16 protein-coding genes are annotated in these 19038 nt (G+C 66.8%); 8 read left to right on the top strand and 8 right to left on the bottom strand.

Annotated features, from left to right (window positions below; all coding sequences use genetic code 11):
- Positions 1-60 precede the first annotated feature (60 nt).
- The gene (locus OIM94_RS19155) at positions 61-456 is read left to right on the top strand and encodes a rhodanese-like domain-containing protein (RefSeq protein WP_264610006.1); all 396 of its coding nucleotides are present in this window, start codon (positions 61-63) and stop codon (positions 454-456) included.
- A 1-nt stretch (position 457) separates the two neighbouring features.
- Here the strand turns inward: OIM94_RS19155 and OIM94_RS19150 are convergent, their stop codons facing one another.
- Entirely contained in the window at positions 458-1012 is a 555-nt protein-coding gene (locus OIM94_RS19150; protein ID WP_264610005.1) for a hypothetical protein, read from the bottom strand.
- Between the two features lie 246 nt (positions 1013-1258).
- Between OIM94_RS19150 and OIM94_RS19145 the strand changes: the two genes are divergently transcribed.
- Positions 1259-2242, top strand: a complete 984-nt coding sequence (locus OIM94_RS19145; protein WP_264610004.1) for a phosphatase PAP2 family protein — start codon at positions 1259-1261, stop codon at positions 2240-2242.
- A gap of 2 nt (positions 2243-2244) precedes the next feature.
- On the opposite strand, the gene OIM94_RS19140 is transcribed toward OIM94_RS19145, so the two are convergent.
- From OIM94_RS19140 to OIM94_RS19125, 4 genes are all read right to left on the bottom strand, one after another.
- Positions 2245-2598: a response regulator gene (locus tag OIM94_RS19140; protein WP_264610003.1), complete on the bottom strand. Its 354-nt coding sequence runs from the start codon at positions 2596-2598 to the stop codon at positions 2245-2247.
- Complete coding sequence (locus OIM94_RS19135; RefSeq protein WP_264610158.1) at positions 2567-5923, bottom strand: CheR family methyltransferase; 3357 nt, start codon at positions 5921-5923, stop codon at positions 2567-2569. Before OIM94_RS19135 ends, OIM94_RS19140 begins: the two co-directional genes overlap by 32 nt.
- An 83-nt stretch (positions 5924-6006) precedes the next feature.
- The gene (locus OIM94_RS19130) at positions 6007-6567 is read right to left on the bottom strand and encodes a PAS domain-containing protein (protein WP_413716412.1); all 561 of its coding nucleotides are present in this window, start codon (positions 6565-6567) and stop codon (positions 6007-6009) included.
- Between the two features lie 144 nt (positions 6568-6711).
- Positions 6712-8607 (bottom strand): NPCBM/NEW2 domain-containing protein, encoded by a 1896-nt coding sequence (locus OIM94_RS19125; protein ID WP_264610002.1) that lies wholly within the window; start codon positions 8605-8607, stop codon positions 6712-6714.
- Positions 8608-8722: 115 nt separating this feature from the next.
- On the opposite strand from OIM94_RS19125, the gene OIM94_RS19120 reads away from it, so the two are divergent.
- Complete coding sequence (locus OIM94_RS19120; protein WP_264610001.1) at positions 8723-10249, top strand: tryptophan halogenase family protein; 1527 nt, start codon at positions 8723-8725, stop codon at positions 10247-10249.
- A gap of 2 nt (positions 10250-10251) precedes the next feature.
- Here OIM94_RS19120 and OIM94_RS19115 read toward each other — a convergent pair whose 3' ends face one another.
- Positions 10252-11616 carry a cation:proton antiporter gene (locus tag OIM94_RS19115; RefSeq protein ID WP_264610000.1) on the bottom strand — a complete coding sequence of 455 codons (1365 nt, stop codon included), beginning with the start codon at positions 11614-11616 and terminating at the stop codon, positions 10252-10254.
- 197 nt (positions 11617-11813) lie between these two features.
- Between OIM94_RS19115 and OIM94_RS19110 the strand changes: the two genes are divergently transcribed.
- From OIM94_RS19110 to OIM94_RS19100, 3 genes are read left to right on the top strand one after another with little or no spacing between them, the layout of a single operon-like run.
- Positions 11814-12032 (top strand): type II toxin-antitoxin system Phd/YefM family antitoxin, encoded by a 219-nt coding sequence (locus tag OIM94_RS19110; RefSeq protein ID WP_264609999.1) that lies wholly within the window; start codon positions 11814-11816, stop codon positions 12030-12032.
- A 1-nt stretch (position 12033) separates the two neighbouring features.
- On the top strand, positions 12034-12522 hold the full coding sequence (locus OIM94_RS19105; protein ID WP_264609998.1) for a PIN domain-containing protein: 489 nt from the start codon (positions 12034-12036) through the stop codon (positions 12520-12522).
- 52 nt (positions 12523-12574) lie between these two features.
- Positions 12575-12823 (top strand): glutaredoxin family protein, encoded by a 249-nt coding sequence (locus OIM94_RS19100; protein ID WP_264609997.1) that lies wholly within the window; start codon positions 12575-12577, stop codon positions 12821-12823.
- Here the strand turns inward: OIM94_RS19100 and OIM94_RS19095 are convergent.
- A complete protein-coding gene (locus OIM94_RS19095) occupies positions 12820-13512 on the bottom strand; it encodes an alpha/beta fold hydrolase (protein WP_264609996.1) in 693 nt (230 codons plus the stop codon). The genes OIM94_RS19100 and OIM94_RS19095 overlap by 4 nt on opposite strands.
- 197 nt (positions 13513-13709) lie before the next feature.
- Here OIM94_RS19095 and OIM94_RS19090 point away from each other — a divergent pair, with 197 nt between their 5' ends.
- Both OIM94_RS19090 and OIM94_RS19085 read left to right on the top strand, forming a co-directional pair.
- Complete coding sequence (locus OIM94_RS19090; protein ID WP_264609995.1) at positions 13710-13979, top strand: hypothetical protein; 270 nt, start codon at positions 13710-13712, stop codon at positions 13977-13979.
- Between the two features lie 384 nt (positions 13980-14363).
- Positions 14364-16835 (top strand): TonB-dependent receptor, encoded by a 2472-nt coding sequence (locus OIM94_RS19085; RefSeq protein WP_413716416.1) that lies wholly within the window; start codon positions 14364-14366, stop codon positions 16833-16835.
- A gap of 55 nt (positions 16836-16890) precedes the next feature.
- Here OIM94_RS19085 and OIM94_RS19080 read toward each other — a convergent pair whose 3' ends face one another.
- Positions 16891-18960 carry a M13 family metallopeptidase gene (locus OIM94_RS19080; protein ID WP_264609993.1) on the bottom strand — a complete coding sequence of 690 codons (2070 nt, stop codon included), beginning with the start codon at positions 18958-18960 and terminating at the stop codon, positions 16891-16893.
- Between the last annotated feature and the right edge of the window lie 78 nt (positions 18961-19038).

The raw sequence follows: 19038 nt of genomic DNA, 5'->3' as shown, positions 1-19038 counted from the left end.
CCGCTCGCCAGACGCGGGCGTGAAGGTCCAGGAAGGGACGTGCAAACCGGAGGCCCTGTCATGACCAATGCCGTCACCGCCATATCCGCCGCGCCCGCCGCCGAAGCGGAAGCGCATTTCGCCGATACGCTTCGCTTCGAAACCGATTGCTGGGATACCCATGCCGCGATGCGGGGCGATGCGCCGGGTTTCGTGTTGCTCGACGTACGTGGACCCGAGCTGTTTGCAGCGGGCCATGTGCCGGGGGCGGTCCACCTGCCGCACGCTAAGATCATCGCCTCGAAGATGGCGGCCTGGCCGGCGGATACGCTGTTCGTCGTCTATTGCGCAGGGCCGCATTGCAACGGTGCTGCACGGGCCGCGCTGCGCCTGGCGCGGCTGGGGCGGCCGGTGAAGCTGATGGCCGGCGGCATCACCGGCTGGATGGATGAAGGCTTTCCGCTCGCGCGTGCCTGACCTACGCGCCGAGCTGGAGCGCCCGCCGCGCCTCGTCGGTCACCGCATAGACGGCGTGGCGCTGCGCGCCGCGGTTCTCGTGGTCGACCCGGTAGCCGCGATAATGGCGGCGAACCAGCCCGGCCCGCACCAGTTCGGAGACGGCACGGCTCACATTGGTGCGACCGGAAAGGCGGATGCGGTGCTGGACCTCCGCGTCAATTGCACGGTCGGCTGCCTGGGGATCGAGCGGGAGCGTGCCGGCCTTTTCCAGATCCGCGCGTACCCGCGCCGCCAGCCCCAGCCGGCGCGGATCGCGGCGGGCAACAGGGGTGAGCGCCTCGCTCAGCCAGTCGCGCACCGGCAGCCGGCGGCCGTTTGCCTCGATCCACGGACCGGCCCAGCCGCTGCGCGCGCTGGCCTGGGCGATGAGCTGGAGCACCATGAAGCTGTAGCGGGGGCGCTCGCAGGTCGTGCTCAGCCGATCGAGCACCGCCGGCAGGTCCAGCGGCGGGGCAGGAGAGGCCGCATCCGGCGCGGCTGGGGGAGCGGCGGCGAAGAGATCGTGCTGGAACATAGCAGGAATCTAAGCACATCGCGATTCGCCTGTGAATCCCTCGCGTGCCGCACGTGCCACTTGGACCAGCCATGGCACTTTGCCATCCGGCAAAACAAACGCCCGTGGCACTTCACCCCGGGTAAAGTGCCGTTCGCGGCAGGTTCGGCCGTTGGGCTAGGCGTGAGCAGAAGGTCGCGCTAGGGTCGGACACGGCGCGCGGGCGATGGCAGGCGGGTCGCCCCGCTAGTTCGACGAGCCCTTGCATTGACCGATCCCCACCGCTCCACCACGCTTTCCGCCTCCTCGCCCGTGTTTCCGACGCTGCGTGTCGACGCCGGATCCGCGGTCGGCTTCTCCGCACGACAGGTGCGGCTGGGAGTTCTGGCGGCAGTGGCGGCATGCGCCGCGCTGCTCTGGAGGGCCGGGCTCCGCATCGACCCGTTCGCGCGCAGCAACATCGCCTATTATGCGATTTTGGCGCTGGGGCCGTTGATCCGCGGCTGGTGCTTGCGCGATCGCCGTCGCTGGAGCCTGGTCCTGGCCGACGTGGTGGAATATTATTCGCTGTTCATGGCGCTGGCGCTGATCGGTGCGGTCAGCTCCTACCCCGTCGCCGCGCTGAGCGAGGGCTTTGCCGATGCAGGGTTGCAGCGAATGGACGAGCTGCTGCAGTTCGACTGGCTGGCCTGGTATCGCACCGTTGCCGCGCACCGTTCGCTACAGCTGCTCGGCATCGCCGCCTATCAGAGCATCTTCCTGACGCCCGCCCTGCTGCTCGGCTGGTTCGCGCTGACCGGCCAGCGCCGCCAGGCGCACCGCTTTCTCGCGGCCTTCGCGATCGCCGCGGCGCTGACGCTGGCGATCTACAGTCAGATGCCGGCGGTGGGGCCATTCTCCTATCTGTGGCACGGCCCGATCCCGTACATGCCGGTAAGCGAGCTGTGGCAGCCCGATTTGATTCCGGCGTTGCGGGATCATACGCTCACCACCGTCGATGTGGGGCAGCTGCGCGGGCTCGTCTCGGCGCCGAGTTTCCATGCGGCGTCGGCGACGCTCTACATCGCCGCGGCACAACGCTGCGGTCCGCTGCGCTGGTGGCTGACCGCCATCCCCTGCACGATGCTGGTGTCTACCCCGGTGGAGGGCACGCACTATCTGATCGACCTGATTCTGGGCGCGGGCGTTGCGCTGGTCGCGTGGTTCTTCGCCTCGCTGCTGATGCGCTGGCGGGTGCGCACCGCCGGCTGACGTCAGCCGGCGAAGACGCCTTCCACCGCGGCGCGCAGCGCGCTCGGCGAGCAGGGTTTGGAGCAGACCACCGCGTGCGGATAGCGACCGCGAAGCGATGTCGCGTCGGCATGGCCCGAATGGAAGATGATCGGCACACCCGCATCGCGGAGGACGTCTGCCGCCGGGAACACCTCGCCATCGGTCAGGCGAACGTCGAGGATGGCACAGCCGGGGAGATGGTTGGCAACGGCCTCCAGCGCTTCGGCAACCGACACATAGGGCCCGTCGACCGCGAAGCCGGCCTCTTCCACCACATCCTGCACGTCCAGCGCCACGAAAAGCTCATCCTCGATGAGCATCACCGTCTTCGTCATTCGCAAGCACTTTCGCAGGCAGATGGATCTGAATGGCGAAGGTACGATCCTCCGCGGTTCGCGTTACGGAAACGCCCAGCTGGCGCGACGAGGTTTGCACCAGGATCGTGCCGAAGCCGGTGCCCGACTCCACGGATACGGGCCGGTCGCCCGTCTCGCGCCAATCGAGCCGAACGCCGTCCGGAACGCGCTGCCACGCCACGTCGAGCGTACCCGACGCGGGCCCCAACGCCCCATATTTGACCGAGTTCGTCGCCCATTCGTGCAGCATCAACGCAAGCGGCGACAAACAGGTCCGATGAATCTTCACGCTTGGCCCGTGAATCTGGATGGCTGCATGGTCCCGATACGGGGCAAGCGTCGCCTCGACGAGCTCGGCGAGGTCGATCGATTGCAGCGCCCCGGCGGGGGAGGCCAGCGAATGGGCGCGGCCGAGTGCCGCGATGCGCTCGCGCATGTCATTGGCGAAACGGCTCACATCGTCGTGGCTGCGAGCGCCTGCCGAGATCATGCCGCTGATGATCGCGAACAGGTTCTTCACGCGATGGTTCATCTCGCGCAGCATCAGCTCGCGCGTCTCCGCCAGCGCATATTCGGGCGTGACGTCGATCGACACGCCGACCAGCCGGCGCGGTTCTGCGTCGTTGACCATCCGCCCGAAGGTCTTGATCCGCCGCACGCCGTCGCCGTCCTGGATGCGGTAGCTGATCTCCAGATCGCCGCCCTGAGCGATCACGCGAGCCAGTTCGGCATCGAACAGTGGGCGATCCTCGGGATGCAGCCGTTCGAGCCGCGCGGCAGGGTCGTTCGACGGCACCTCGGCGCCGATACCCAGGATGGCGCGCGCATGGTCGTCGACCAGCGTCTCCCCGCTATCGATGCGATATTCCCAGACGGCGATGCCGCCTGCCCGGATCGCCATGTCCAGCCGCTCGCGCTCGGCCGCCAGCGCACGTTCGAGCGAGAGGGCGTCGGTGATGTCGGTCAGCACCAGCGTGGCACCGTCGGTCGTGCCGTTCTGTGCACGATAGGGAAGGGTGCGCATCGACAGCGTGCGGTTGCCGTCCTGCGTGCTCACCCGCCGTTGCAGCGGCCCCTCCCCGGCGATGACCGCGCGCGCATCGGCCAGATAGTCAGCCCCTGCGAGGCGGCTTGCGACATCGGCGAGCGGCCGTCCGCGATCGCCCGGCTGGAGCGGGAACAGCGCCGTCGCCGCTTCGGTGAAGCTGCGGATCCGCAGATCCGCGTCGAGCACCACCACCGCCAGATCCGTCGACTCGAAGAAGTTGCGAAGATCGGAATTGGCGACGGTAAGCTGGTCGACCTTGCTCTTCAGCTCGTCATTGACCGTGGAGAGCTCCTCGTTGGTCGACTGGAGCTCCTCGTTCATCGACATCATTTCTTCGTTGGAGCTTTTCAGCTCCTCGTTCGCGGTCTCCAGTTCCTCCACGGTGGTGCGCAGGCGATGCCGGGTGACGCGCAGTTCGTCTTCCAGCGCGTCGAGATGGTCGTCGCCCGCATCCAGCTCGGTCGCATCATCGTCCAGCGCGGGGCGGAAGGGCGCGGTCTCACGGAAGACGAACAGCAGCGTGCCGTCCGGCATCGGATCGCACACGACGTCGATCGTCTGGGCGCCATATTCCGATTCCACGGTCACGTCGCGCGCCACGACCCGCTTGCGCCGATCCCGACCCGCGCGGAGCAGCGGCCCCAGCACGTTGCGCAGGCCCGGCCGGGCAAGGCCGATTGCGCTCGATCCGCCGGTGCGAGTGACGGGGAAGTCGAAATAACGACCCAGCCGGCCATAGGCGGCGATGATCACCCCTTCCTGGTCGAGCACCAGGCTCGCCGGCGCATAGCGATCGATCAGACGCCGGACTACGGCGGTTTCCTCTGCCCCGACGCGGCCCGACTGGCGCTCGTGCCGGTCCTCGCGCGGGCTGCGAGCGCGGGAGCTGCCCGGCAGGTCGATCGGATAATTGGGCGCCCCCGGCGAGCGCTGGAAGATACGCGCCTGATGATCGATCGCGGGGAACAGATGGTCGAACCGGCCGATCGTCTCCGATGGGCCGAGAAACAGATATCCCTCGGGCCGGATCGCATAGTGGAGCAGCGGCATCACCGATTGCTGCAGGCGATCGTCGAAATAGATCAGCAGGTTGCGGCACGATACCAGGTCGATGCGCGAGAAGGGCGGATCCTTGACCAGGCTGTGATTGGAAAAGCGGATCATGTCGCGGATCTGTGGCGCGATCTGGAAACGGTCGCTGTGCGGCAACGTGTAGCGTTCGCGCATCGCCGGCGGCAGATCGATCAGCGCCGAGGCCGGATAGACGCCGGCACGCGCGATCTGCAGCATCTGCTCGTCGATATCGGTCGCGAAGATCTGTACGCCGGTGGCCGGCAGCGCAAGCTTGCGCGCCGCCTCGGCGAAGAGCATCGCGATACTATAGGCTTCCTCGCCGGAGGAGCAGCCAGGGATCCAGACGCGGATGTCCTCCTCGCCCGTCCAGCTGCGCATCAATGGCTCGATCACCTGGGTGCGCAGGCGATCGAACAGGTCCGCATCGCGGAAGAAGCGGGTGACGTTGATCAGCAGGTCGCGGAACAGCGCCTCGCATTCGTCCGCGTCGGTTTTGGCGCGGGCCAGGTAGGTGCGGCCGCTGGCGATGCCCAGTACGTGCATGCGGCGTTCGATCCGCCGGACCAGCGTGGTTCGCTTGTAGCCTGAGAAGTCATGGCCCACGGCGGTCCGCAGCACCTTGCACAGTTCGTCGACATGATCGGCGACCAGCGATGCCTCCTGCCGCTGCTCCTCGCCGCCGCGATGGAAGAAGGCATGGAGACAATCGAGCATCTGCGCCGGGGGCTTGACGAAATCGACCAGCCCGGTGCCGACCGCGGACAGCGGCATGCCGTCGTACCGAGCGCTTTCCGGCTCCTGCACGAGGCATACGCCGCCATGTTCCTTCACCGCGCGCAGGCCGATCGTTCCGTCCGCCCCGGTGCCGGACAGGATCACGCAGGCGGCGTTGCCTTGCTGGTCGGCCGCGAGCGAAAGGAAGAAGTCGTCGATCGGGCGGCGCAGGCCGCGCGGCTGGGCGAAATCGGTGAGCTCCAGCGTGCCGCCGCGGATTGCGAGACCGTGACCGGGCGGGATGATATAGACCTTGTCGGCCTCGATCCGCTCGCCGCCCTCGCACTGCAGCACCTCCAGGCTGGTTTGCCGGTCCAGCAGCTGTGCGAGCATGCTTTCATGATTGGGATCGAGATGCTGCACGATCACGAAGGCCATGCCCGTCGGCCCGCGCGCCGGGGCGAGCATCTCGCGCAGCGCCTCGAGCCCTCCGGCCGAGGCGCCGATTCCCACCACGGGGAGGGGGGCGGTCTTTGATTCGAACGGCGCGTTCAAAGGAAGCTGCTCGTATCGAGATCGGCCAGCGTCATCTTGGCCTGAGCGATGGTCGCGGCCGTGTTGGCGATGGTGATCAACGTCCCTTCCACCGCAATGCCGCTTTCCGCCACGACCGGTGCCAGGCGTGCGATCGCTTGTCCGAGCGCAACGTCATACTGCGCCAGGCGCTCGGGCTGGGTGCGGCTGACGTCGAACTGCGAGGCGAAAATATAGCGGGTTTCCCCGGACAGCGTGCGCAGCTTCGACATGTAAAGCAGGTTGACGAAGGGCGAGCCGTCCTTGCGGAAGTTGACGATGGCGGTGCGCACGCTGGCCTGCCCATCGTCGCCCAGAAACGCGTGGATGCGGTCGCGTGCCTCCTGATTATCGCTATTGCCCTGCAGAAACCGGCAATTCTGGCCGACGATCTCGCTGGTCGCATAGCCGGTGAGGTCGCGGAAGCGCTGGTTGGTGAGCAGCAGCGGATGATCGCCCGCCGCCTCTCCAAGCGAGAGCGCCACCGGCGAGCTCTCGAAATACTCGCGCAGGGCCTGGGGTAGTTCGACGGGGATCACGCTTGCTCAAACCTCATTGGGAAGCAGAACGGCCTGTCCCGGAAACTGATCCAAGATATGCGCGATCCCTATTTGAAACAAGCATTTGCACCGGCGGCGTGAATGCAGCCGCATGCCGGTGAACTAGTTACGATAGCGCATCGATTATTGCCGGTAGGCGGCGTCGCCCCACACGATCGGTAGGCGTTCGTTGCCCGCGCCCGGTGCGCGTGCGACCAGCTCGACCATCTTCACGCCGGTGACGTTCACCTCGATCGGCTGGGCGACGGCACCGCGGCGAAGGGGGGCGCTCGTCGCAAGGAGGCGACGGTCCCCATAGACGGCAAAGGTGACGCGCCGGGCGCTATCGGTCGCGGAATCGTCGACGCCGACCGAGACGGTCAGCCGCCGATAGCCCGGGTTGCGCACCTCGAGCCGCGAGTTGGCCAGCACGCCCAGTCCGGCGGTGAAATGCCTGCCCGCCACCGCCAGCTCGCGGCCATAGGGCGTGCTGTCGGCCTGTGCGCCGCCCCAGCCGGCGTAGAGCGGCCGCTGGCCGGCACCGCGCGTGTTCGTCCAGGCGACCACCGCGCGGTGGATCATGGGATCGGGCATGGGGCTGGTGACGCCGTCCACCGCCGGGTTCACGATTCCAGGCAGTTCGGAGAGATAGAAGCCGTCCGCCAGCAGCCGCGGGCCCGCGGCCCGGAACACCAGGGTCTCGTGCGGCGCGAGCTTGAACCGGGTCTCCTTGCGGAAGCGTGTCCCGGCGCCGGTCCAAAGGTCGGTCAGCGTCACCTCGGCATCGTCGCGGAGCTTGAGGTGCTGGGCGGTCAGGATCGCCTCGGTCGGCGCCGCGCTGCGGTTGAACAGTGCGACGGCCTTGGTGCCATTGGCCAGCGTCTTGACCAAAATCTGGAAATCGTCGCTGTCGAAGGCGAGCACCGCCTGGTTGCCGGCTGGGTCCTGATCGATCGCGATCAGCGCGGCGTTGCCGAAAATGTCCATCAGCGATTGCGGCGTGGTCCGCAGGTCGGCGCCGATCAACAGCGGGGCGGAGACCATCGCCCAGAGCGCGAAGTGCGATCGCGCCTCGGTCAGATGGTCGGCATCGAACTCGCCCTTGCCGATGAACAGCATGTCGGGATCGTTCCAGGAGCCGGGGTGCGCGTAGAGCGGACGCCGTGCAGCGGTATCGAAGTTGGTGAGCAGCCGCGTCCAGTGCGGCGTGATGTCGTCGCTGGTGCGCGAGATGTTGCCCACGTCCTTCGCCCAGCTGCGAACATCGGCCGAACCCCAGATGCACAGCGAGAGCAGATAGTCGCCATCCGGGTTGGCGCGGACCAGCGCGGCCTTCACCTGTTCGAACATCGCGCGTACCGCCGGGATGTTCGATCGGGTGATGCTGTCGAGATCGAGCAGCGGGGGCAGCGCGCGGTGGCGGCCGGCGCGGACCAGCGGGCTCTCCTCGCCATAGGCGCGCAGACCGCAGCCATCGATCTTGATGTAATCGAAGCCCCAGTCGCCGAAATAGAGCGCGATGTCCCGCTCGATATGGCCATAGAGCCCCACTTCACGTTCGAGCACGCTGCCGCGCGGCAGATTGGGTTCGTTCGGGCCATAGGCCTGGGCACAGGTATTGCGGCCGAGATCGGTGTAGATCCCCGCCTTCAGCCCCATAGCGTGGAGCCGGTCGGTAAAGGGCTTGAACGACGTCGCGCCATCGGCGGTGCGCGCCGAGGGAAACTTGTCCGCGCGCACCAGCATCCGTCCGTCCGCACGGCGGTGATCCCACCAGCCCTCGTCGAGATTGACGTAGCGATAGCCCTTCGCCGCCAGACCGGAATCGACGATCTTCCGCGCCGAGGCGAGGACCTTCTCTTCATCGACATCGGTCGCGAAGGCGTTCCAGCTGTTCCACCCCATCGGCGGCGTGGCGGCGCGACCGGCGGTGTTGGCGGACCAGCGACCGGTGGGGGCGAGCGGATCGCGCGGTGCCGCGTGCGCGATCCCCGATGCCAGCAGCATCGCCGCCATGCCTGCCAAGGTCCTGATCGCCATGCATCCTCTCCCCTCGTCCACTTGTCGGACTAAGCGTAGCGTAACGCCCAACGCAAATGCTTTCCCCATGGGCGAGGCCATTGCCCCGCGCGCGGCTGCGCCCTAGCAAGGGCCGATGAACCCCATGCGGCGGATCCTGATCCTGGGCGGCGGCACGGCGGGCTGGCTCACCGCCGCCTATCTCGCACGGTATCTCGATCTCGCGCAGCAGCGCCGTTTCGCGATCACCGTGCTGGAATCGCCCGCGCTGGGAATCGTCGGGGTGGGCGAGGGCGGTTTTCCGACGATCCGCGAGACGCTGCACTTCCTCGGCATCGACGAGCGCGCCTTCGTCCGGCATGCGGCCGCCACCTTCAAGCAGGGCATTCGCTTCGACGACTGGCTGCACGTACCGGGCGCCGATGGCACCCGCCACCAGTTCCTCCATCCCTTCGAAGCGCCGTTTCATACCGAGGGGGCGGGACTGGTTCCCTACTGGCTGCTCCAGTCCGCCGCGACGCGCCTGCCCTTTGCCGAAGCGATGACGATCCAGAACCGGGTCGCCGCGCACGGCCGGGCGCCCAAGCGGGCCGAGGAAGCGGGTTTTGGCGGGCCGCTCACCTACGCCTATCATTTCGACGCCGTCCGGCTGGCGACGCTGCTTCGCGACCGCGCGATCGAACTTGGTGTCAGACATCTGGAAGGGGAGGTCTTTTCTGCCCATACCACTGCCGAAGGCGCGATCGACCGGATCGAGACGCGCGAGCATGGCAGCCTTACCGCCGACCTGTATATCGACTGTTCGGGGTTCGAGGCGGCGCTGATCGGCAGGACACTCGGCGCACCCCTGACGTCGGTGCGCCACCAGCTGTTCACCGATCGCGCGCTCGCCTGCAAGCTGCCCTATGCCGATCCCGAAGCACCGATCGCGACCACCACCGTTGCGGCCGCACACGAAGCGGGCTGGACCTGGGACATCGGCCTGCAGCACGCCCGGGGGATCGGCTGCGTCTATTCCTCGGCGCACTGCTCCGACGCGCGTGCCGCCGAAATCCTCGATACGCATCTGGGCGGTGCCCCGCACGACGCGCGGCTGATCCGCTTCGAGCCGGGCTATCGCCGCACGCCCTGGGTCCGGAATTGCGTCGCGGTGGGGCTGGCGGGCGGTTTCCTGGAGCCGCTGGAGGCGACCGGGGTGGTGCTGATCGAGGCGGCGGCGGCAATGATCGCCGAGCTGTTTCCGCACGCGGGCCCGGTCGACGCCGCGGCGGCGCGCTTCAACGCGCTGATGACCGCGCGTTACGAGCGGATCGTCGACTTCCTCAAGCTGCATTATTGCCTGAGCCGCCGCGAGGAACCGTTCTGGCGGGACAATCGTGATCCGGCCTCGATCCCGGACACGCTCAAGGCGCTACTCGATCAATGGCGATACCGGCCGCCGAGCCGGTTCGACTTCCTGCTGGATGTCGAGAGCTTCGCCTTCTTCAACTATCAGTACATCCTCTACGGCATGGACTTTGCCACCGACCTGTCCGCCGCCCGCGCGGGCTTCCCCCACGCCGAGGCAGCCGAACGCCAGTTCGCGCGCATCCGCAGCTTCGGCGATCAGGCGGTGGCGGACCTGCCCGGCCACCGCGAGCTGATCCGCCAGCTGATCGGCTGAGGTCAGACGGTCGCGAGCTGCCCGTCGATCGCGTCGAGCTCGCCGCTTGCCCGCGCCTTGCGGCCGTACACGGCCTCGAACAGCGGGGTCGCCATCACCGTCGTGACGATCGCCATCAGCACCAGCATCGAGAAGAGCGTCGGCCCGATGATGCCCTTCTGCAGGCCGATGTTGATGATGATCAGCTCCATCAGCCCGCGCGAGTTCATCAGCGCGCCGATGCCGAGCGCGGTGCGGTTGTCCTCGCCGGCGATCCGTGCCGCCGCCCAGCAGGCGCCGAACTTGGCGAGGACCGACACGGCCAGGATGCCTAGCGCCACCACCAGCAGGAAGGGCGAGTTGACCATGTCCATCCGGGTGTTGAGCCCCGAATAGGTGAAGAACATCGGCAGCAGCAGCACCACCGCCAGCGGTTCGACCTTGCGCTTCAGCTCGGCCACGAACGCGCCGCGCGGCATGCACACGCCCATGAGGAAGCCGCCGAAGATGGCGTGGATGCCGATCGCGTCCATGATGAAGGCCGACAGGCAGAACAGCATCAGCGTTATCGCCAGGATCGACGTGGTCATCTCGCCGCGCGCCTCGACGATGCGGCCGAGCGGCGCCAGCAGGCGCCGGCCGAACAGCAGCATGAAGCCGGTATAGAGCACGGCGCCGCCGATCGCGAGCACGGCAACCCCTGCACCCGCACCGAAGGTCGCCAGCACGACCGCCAGCACGCACCAGGAGGCCGCGTCGTCGAACGCGCCGGCGGTGAGCGACAGCGTGCCGAGTGCGGAATTGGCCAGCCCGCGCTCGTTGATGATCCGCGCCAGCATCGGGAAGGCGGTCAGCGCAATGCACGCGCCCATGAACAGCGTGGCATTGGCCTGGCTGATACCGGCGGTGAACAGGCCGGGGACCGTGAGCAGATAGGGCGTGATCAGCGCCGCGAGCAGGAACGGTGCGGCGATGCCGGCGGCCGAGACGCCCGCCGCGCTCTTGGCCTTGGACTGGAAATGATCGAGCCGCAGCGTCAGCCCGACCATGAACATGTACAGCCCCACGCCCAGCTGCGCACCGGCATAGAGCACGTTCCGTGTTTCCCTGGGGAAAATCGCCAGCTGCAGATCCGGAAAGAAGAGCCCGAGCAGCGAGGGGCCCAGGACAACACCGGCGATCATTTCGCCCACCACCTGCGGCTGCTTCAGGAATTTCTGCCCTGCCCAGCCGACCACCCGGCAGGCGAGCAGGATGATCGCCAACTGCAGGAAGAAATGGATACTGTAATCGCCGGGCGCATAGGTCTTGGCGGCATGCACGGCGGGCCCGTGCGGATTGAGGACGTCGGTCAGGGCGTGCCAGGCGGCGGTCAGCAGGTCGTTCATTCGGATCCCCTCGAGCGCGCGGCATCTTCTGCACCGGCGCGGACCCTTAGGAAGCGTGCTCGCGCCTTCCCGGCAAGGGTCGATCGTCGCCACGACCGCACTTTCCTTCGCGATCGCCCGCGGGTGTTGCCGTGGCTCCACAACGTAGGTACGTACCTACATTATAGCGCTATCAATTTGGCACCGGAGCCACGGCGATGAAGGTTCTCACCAGCCGCGAATTCAACCAGGACGTCAGCGCGGCGAAGCGATTCGCCCGCACCGAACCGGTGTTCATCACCGATCGCGGCACGCCGACCCATGTGCTGATGAGCATCGCCAGCTTCCGGACGCTGCGGGGCGAGCGCGAGAGCATCGTCGATGCGCTGGCCATGGCCGAGCCTTTCGATCTGGATCCGCAGCCCGGGCGCTGGTGAGATGTACCTGCTCGACACCGCCGTGCTGCTGGATCTGCGCAAGGCGCGCAGCGGTGCCGCCGATCCCAAGCTTGCCGCCTGGGCCGGGGGCGTCCCGCGCGAGCAGCTGTTCGTCTCGATGCTGACGCTGGCGGAGATCGAGGCCTACGCCGCGCGCGCGCCGGGCGGAGAGGCGGGGGAGGCCATCCGCCGATGGATCGACGCACAGCTGGTCCCCGCCTTCGGCAGCCATTTGCTGCCGGTCGACCTGGCCGTCGCGCGGCGGCGAGGGCAGGTGATGCTGGCGAGCGACCGGCATGCGCTGGTCGCGGCGACCGCGCTTGAGCATGCGCTGACGCTGGTGACCTATGAAGCGGCGGCCTATCGCGGCGTGCGGCTCAAGCTGTTCGATCCGCGACGCTATGACCCCGAGGAGGTGCCGGACGATTGGCGCGCGGCAGCGCAGCGCAGCGGCCCGCTATGGTTCCGCAACCTCTTCCTGCGCAGCTGAGGCCGTGCAACCGCAACCCACGCCAAGCATTTGTTCGGCAAGGAGATAGCGGATGGCAGACGAGAAGCGCGCGACCTTGTACCGGATGGTGCTGCCCGATCATGTCTGCCCCTTCGGCATTCGTGCCCGGGACCTGCTGGAGGAGCGGGGGTATGCGATCGATGATCGGGTATTGCGAACCCGCGACGAGGTGGAGGCGGTGAAGGACGAGTTCGGCGTCGCGACGACTCCGGTGATCTTCCTCGGGGACGAGCGCATCGACGGCGCCGACGCGCTCGAACACGCCCTCGCGCAGCGTTAGGCGATCGCCGCCACGGCCTCCAGGATCACCTTCGCCACCGCGTCCGGCTGCGACAGCAGCGAGAGGTGTCCTGCGGCGAGTTCGGTGGTCGTCGCGTTCATCCGCGCCGCGAACTCCCGTTCCAGCGGGACGCTCACCAAGCGGTCCTGCGTCGAGACGATGTACCAGCACGGACGATCCGCCCATGCCGCCTCGCCAATGACATCGCCGAAGGTGCTCGCAGGCAGCGGCGGCTGGAGCACGGCGAGGACGCGGGCCTCGGCCTCGGGCAGGTCGTTGGCCACATCCTCCACCCATCCTTCCGCCGCAAGCGTGAGGTTGCCCTTGCCGTCATCGCGGATCTTCTCGATGGCGGGCGGATTGGCATATTTGCCGACCAGCGGCCCCAGTGCCTCGCCCGCTGCCGGCGCGAAGGCGGCGACATAGACCAGCGCCTTCACCTTGGTGTCGTTGCCGGCTTCGGTGATGACCGCACCGCCCCAGCTATGGCCGACCAGGACCACCGGGCCGTCGATCGCATCCAGCACCTGCCGTGTCGCCGCCACGTCGCCGGCAAGCGACTGGGTGGGATTCTGCACCGCGACGACCGCATGCCCGGCGTCGAGCAGGATCGGGATCACCCTACGCCAACTGGATCCGTCGGCCCAGGCGCCATGCACGAGGACAATGGTGGGCGAGGCGGTGGGCATGGCGGTACTCCATCGAGAGGGATGGCCGTTTCTAGCCTGGCGGTTGGGGTCGGGATTGTCGGAACGGATCGTTTCTTGGCGGATACGCTCGCACGCTCATTTCATCTCGTTCGCGTTACAGCGTCGGAACAAAGCGCCACGTCGTTGATTTTCGCTCGCAACGTTTTCCTACTGTACCAACGTAAAGGGCAATGACGATGAAGAAGATGCTTGTGCTCGGCGCCGCCGCTGGCCTGTTCGCGCTTTCGGCCTGCAACAACACGCCGCGCGAGCAGGCGGCCGACAATATCGAGGCGAATGCCGAGGCCCGCGCCGACAATATCGAGGCGATGGCCAGCAACGCCACCACCGACGCTACGCAGGACAATCTGCAGAACCAGGCCGACGCCGTCCGCGCCGAGGGCGATGCGAAGGCGAAGGACATGCGTACCCACGACGCGGACACCAATCTGCACAACGGCATGTAATCGTCGTCGACGGTTCCCGCAGGTCCGGCTGTTCCCACGCAGGCAGCCGGTACCGGGAAGGGCGCTCGCATTCGCGGGCGCCCTTTTTCGTATGTGCCGGACGGGCAGCCGCCTTCCCCTTGGTACAGGTCAGTCCGACCCGTTGCCAATGGAAGTCCAAATATGGCCCTACGTTGCCGGGCCTAGTATCAACGGCTTGGCAAGTTGAACCAAGGGAAACACTTCCTTCGTGGTTTGATTGTGGACCGTAATGTCGATGCCGTATCTTTCTCCGCAAAAATACCTACCTTCCGACCAAATGGAAAAAGGCGGAATATAGTAAATGACGAAGCGCCCTTTCAGGACGCAACGCTGGGAGGAAGGCAAATGGGTAAAACCGGCATGATGGATCGCCATCGGCGATTCGGGCTTATCGGCGTCGTATTGCTGTCGACCGCCTCGCCGGCCTTGGCACAGGAAGCGCAGCGCACGTCCGCAGAGGCCGAGAACTACACCGAGATTGTGGTTACCGCCGTGGCGCGCGGTCGCGATCGCCTCGACAGCGCGATTTCCACCAGCTCGCTCAAGGCGGACGACATCCAGAAGGCGGCGCCGCGTTCGGTGGCGGAGATCTTCCGCACGCTGCCGGGCATCCGCTCCGAAAGTTCGGGCGGCGAGGGCAACGCCAACATCTCGATCCGCGGCCTGCCGATCGCCTCGGGTGGCGCGAAGTTCCTGCAGCTGCAGGAAGACGGGCTGCCGGTACTCGAGTTCGGCGACATCACCTTCGGCAATGCCGACATCTTCCTGCGCGCCGATCTCAACCTGGCCCAGGTCGAATCGATCCGCGGCGGTTCCGCCTCCACCTTCGCCTCCAATTCGCCCGGCGGCGTGATCAACATGATCTCCAAGACCGGCGAGACCGAGGGCGGCGCGGTGCAGGCAAGCACGGGCCTGGACTATAAGGACTATCGGCTCGACTTCGACTATGGGGCGAAGCTGACCGACAGCGTGCGCTTCCATATGGGCGGCTTCTATCGCCAGGGCACCGGCCCGCGCCGCATCGGCTATGACGGCAACAAGGGCGGCCAGTTCAAGTTCAACGTCACCAAGGACTTCACGGGCGGCCATATCCGGCTGTACGGCAAGTTCCTCGATGATCGGGCGGTCGGTTATCTGCCGATGCCGGTGCGGGTGACGGGCACCAATGCCAACCCGACCTACCAGGATCTCGCCAGTTTCCGGTCGAATCGCGACCAGTTGCTGACACCCAACTTCACGCGCAACGTGACGTTGGACGGCAACAACAATCTGGTGACCGACGATGTGCGCGACGGCCAGCATCCGCTGGTCAAGGCGATCGGCTTCGAGGCGGAAACGCTGCTGGCCGGCTGGACGGTGACCGACCGCTTCCGCTTCTCGGAGATCTCGGGCCGGTTCATCTCGAACTTCCCTGCCAATGTCGATGCCGCGGGCACCATCGCCACGTCGATGGGCGGGGCGGGCGCGACGCTGGCCTATGCGAGCGGGCCGAACACGGGCAAGGCGATCACCAATCTCGCCGCGCTGAACGGCAACGGGCTGCTGGCCCAGATCGTCGTGTTCGACACCAAGCTCAACAGCCTCAACAACATGACCAACGATCTGCGGGCCAGCCGTGTCTATCCGCTGGGCAGCGGCAAGCTCACCACCACCGTCGGGTTCTACAAGTCGCGCCAGACAGTGGATACCGACTGGCTGTGGACGTCGATCCTGACCGACGTGCGCGGCGAGGGCGAGGCGGCGCTGGTCAATGTGCGGCGCGCCAACGGCACGGCGGTGACGCAGGACGGTTTCTACGGCTACAGCGCTGCCTATTTCGGCGGGTGCTGCCGGCGCAGCTACCGCGTGGATTATAATGTCAACGCGCCCTTTGCCTCGCTCAACTACCAGCAGGGCCAGCTCTCGATCGGCGCCAGCCTTCGCTATGATTTCGGCGACGCGGACGGTTCGATCGCAGGTGCCGATCTCGGCGGCGGCCGGGTCGGCACGACCAGCCGCGACATCAATGGCGACGGCGTTATCTCGGATGCCGAGACGCGCGTGGCGGTCATCCCGCTGACCAGCCCCGCGCCGGTCAACTACAGCTATCACTATTGGAGCTATTCGACCGGCATCAACTATCGCTTCGTCGATTATATGTCGGTCTTCGCCCGGTACAGCCGCGGCGCGCGCGCCAATGCGGATCGGCTGCTGTTCGGCCCGGCGGTCAGCACCACCACCGGCAACCTCGTCAGCCGATCGGCGGCGGTCGACTTCGTCAACCAGGCCGAGCTGGGCGCGAAATACCGGCGCGGCGGCCTCACGCTGAACCTCACCGGCTTCTGGGCGCGGACGGAGGAACAGAATTACGAGGCGACGCGCCAGGTCTTCATCGATCGCACCTATCGCGCCTATGGCCTGGAATTCGACGGCGGCTATCGCAACGGCCCGTTCAGCCTGATGACCGGCGCTACCTGGACCCATTCGCGCATCGTCGCCGATGCGCTCAATCCGGGGGTGGTCGGCAACACCCCGCGCCGCCAGGCGCAGCTGATCTTCCAGGCGACGCCGCAATATGACATCGGCCGAGCGGCGATCGGCGCCAGCATCGTCGGCACGACGAGCAGCTATGCCCAGGACAACAACCAGTTGAAGCTGCCCGGTTTCACCCAGGTGAACGCCTTCGCCCAGTATCGGCCGCTGCCCAAGCTGCTGGTGTCGCTCAACGCCAACAACCTGTTCAATGTCCGCGGCTTCACCGAGGCGGAGGAAGGCGCGATCCCGGCAAACGGCATCGTCCGCGCCCGCTCGATCAATGGCCGTACGATCAGCACCTCGGTGCGGATCGACTTCTAGTCACCCCCGCAGCCTCGCGGCCGGGAGCTTCCCTCCTCCCGGCCGCTTTTTTTGCTTACCAGATCCGCACCCGATCCTCGGGCGCCAGATACTGTTTCTGGCTCGGATCGATGTTCCACGCGGCATACCAGGCATCGACATTGCGCAGCGGGTTCACCGCCCGGATCTGACCCGGCGAGTGCGGATCGCTGACCAGCTGCTGGCGCAGCGCCTCGGTGCGGAACAGCGTCCGCCACACCTGGCCCCAGCCGAGGAAGAAGCGCTGGTCACCGGTGAAGCCGTCGAGCATCGGCGCCGGCTTGCCGCCGAGCGAGGCATGATAGGCGTCGAGCGCGATCATCACCCCGCCAAGGTCGCCGATATTCTCGCCCATCGAGGCACGGCCGTTGATATGCACGCCGGGCAGGCCCTCGAACGTATAGGCCTCGTACTGTGCACCCAGCCGCACCGCCTGCGCCTCGAACTTGGTCGCGTCCTCCGCGGTCCACCAGTCGCGCAACACGCCGTTGCCGTCGGACTTGCGGCCCTGGTCGTCGAAGCCGTGGCTGATCTCGTGCCCGATCACGCCGCCGATGCCGCCATAATTGACCGCATCGTCCGCCTTGGGGTCGAAGAAGGGCGGCTGCAGGATCGCCGCGGGGAACACGATCTCGTTCTTGACCGAGTTGTAATAGGCGTTGACCGTCTGCGGCGTCATGCCCCACTCGGCCTTGTCGACCGGGCCGCCCAGCCGGTTGCGACGATAGTCCCATTCGAACCGACCGGCGCGCTCGGCATTGCCGACCAGGTCGCCGGCGCGCACCTCGAGCTTCGAATAATCGCGCCACTTGCTCGGATAGCCGACCTTGACGGTGAAGCCCTGCAGCTTGGCGAGCGCCTGCTCCTTGGTCGCCGGGCTCATCCAGGCGAGGTTCCGGATGCGGCCGGCCAGCGCGACGCGCAGGTTGGCGACCAGCACATCCATCTTGGCCTTGCTTTCGGGCGGGAAGTAGAGCGCGACATAATCGCGTCCGACACCCTCGCCGATCGCCCGCTCGGTGAACGAGACGGCCCGCTTCCAGCGCTCGCGCTCCTGCGGCTGGCCGTTGAGGAACCGCGAGCGGAAATCGAACTGCGCATCCGAGAAGCGCTTGGAGAGGAGCGGGGCGATATCGTCGGCGATGCGGAAGGCTTCCCATGCCTTCAGCGTCTGCAGATCGGTATCGGCGAAGATCTGGGCGATCTTCGGCACGGCGCTGCTCTGCGCCACGATCACGCGGCTTGCCTTGGTCAGGCCGGCGGCCTGCCAGTACGGATCCCAGGCAAAGCCGGGGGCCTGCGCCTTCAGCTCGGCGATCGAAACCGGATTGTAGGTCTTGTCGCGGTCGCGGCTCTGCGCACGGGTCCAATGGGCCTGGGCGATGCGGGTTTCCATCGCCACCACCTGGTCCGCGGCGGCCGCCGCGTCCGGCCAGCCCGCCATGCCGAGCAGCTGCGCGACATATTGGCGGTAGCGCGCCAGCTGGGGCGCGAACTTGGCATCGAGATACAGCTCGCGATCGCCGAGGCCCAGGCCAGACTGGCGCAGATACAGCGCATAGGTGTCGGGCTGCTTGGCATCGTCGCTAACGCCCACGCCGAAGAAGCTGGCGCCGAACCCGCCGACCGAGGCGCCCATCAGGCGGGCGAGATCCGCCTTGGACTTGGCCGCCTTGAGCGGCTGGAGCCGCTGGATCAGCGGCGCCGCATCCAGCTTCTCGATCGCCGCCTGGTCCAGGAAACCGCGATAGAGCAGCGCGGCCTTGCGCCGATCGGGATTGGCGGCGTCGGTGGGGCTGTACCCCTCGATCAGACTGCGCAGGCGCAGCTCGGACAGGTCGCGCAGCACCGCAAAGGCGCCATAGGACGAGCGGTCTGCGGGGATCTTGGTGCGATCGGTCCAGCTGCCGTTGACGAAGCGGTACCAGTCGTCGCCCGGCTTCACGCTGCGGTCCATGCCGGCAATGTCGAAGCCCCAGCTGCCATAGCGGGTGGCTTCCGTGCCGGGCGCGGCGGGTGCGGTCTGCTGGGACTTGTGGCTCAGCGCCGGCGCCGCGATCGCGGCAATCGACAAGGTGGAGGCAAGAAGGACGTGCTTCAGCTGCAAGGATGGTCTCCAGATCAGGCGGTTAGCCGAACATGCTGGCGGCACTCTACACGCCGCCGGACGGCTGGCAATCACCCA

Origin of the sequence: Sphingomonas sp. R1 (assembly GCF_025960285.1) — a bacterium.
GTDB lineage: Bacteria > Pseudomonadota > Alphaproteobacteria > Sphingomonadales > Sphingomonadaceae > Sphingomonas.
This window is presented reverse-complemented; position numbering and strand designations above follow the sequence as displayed.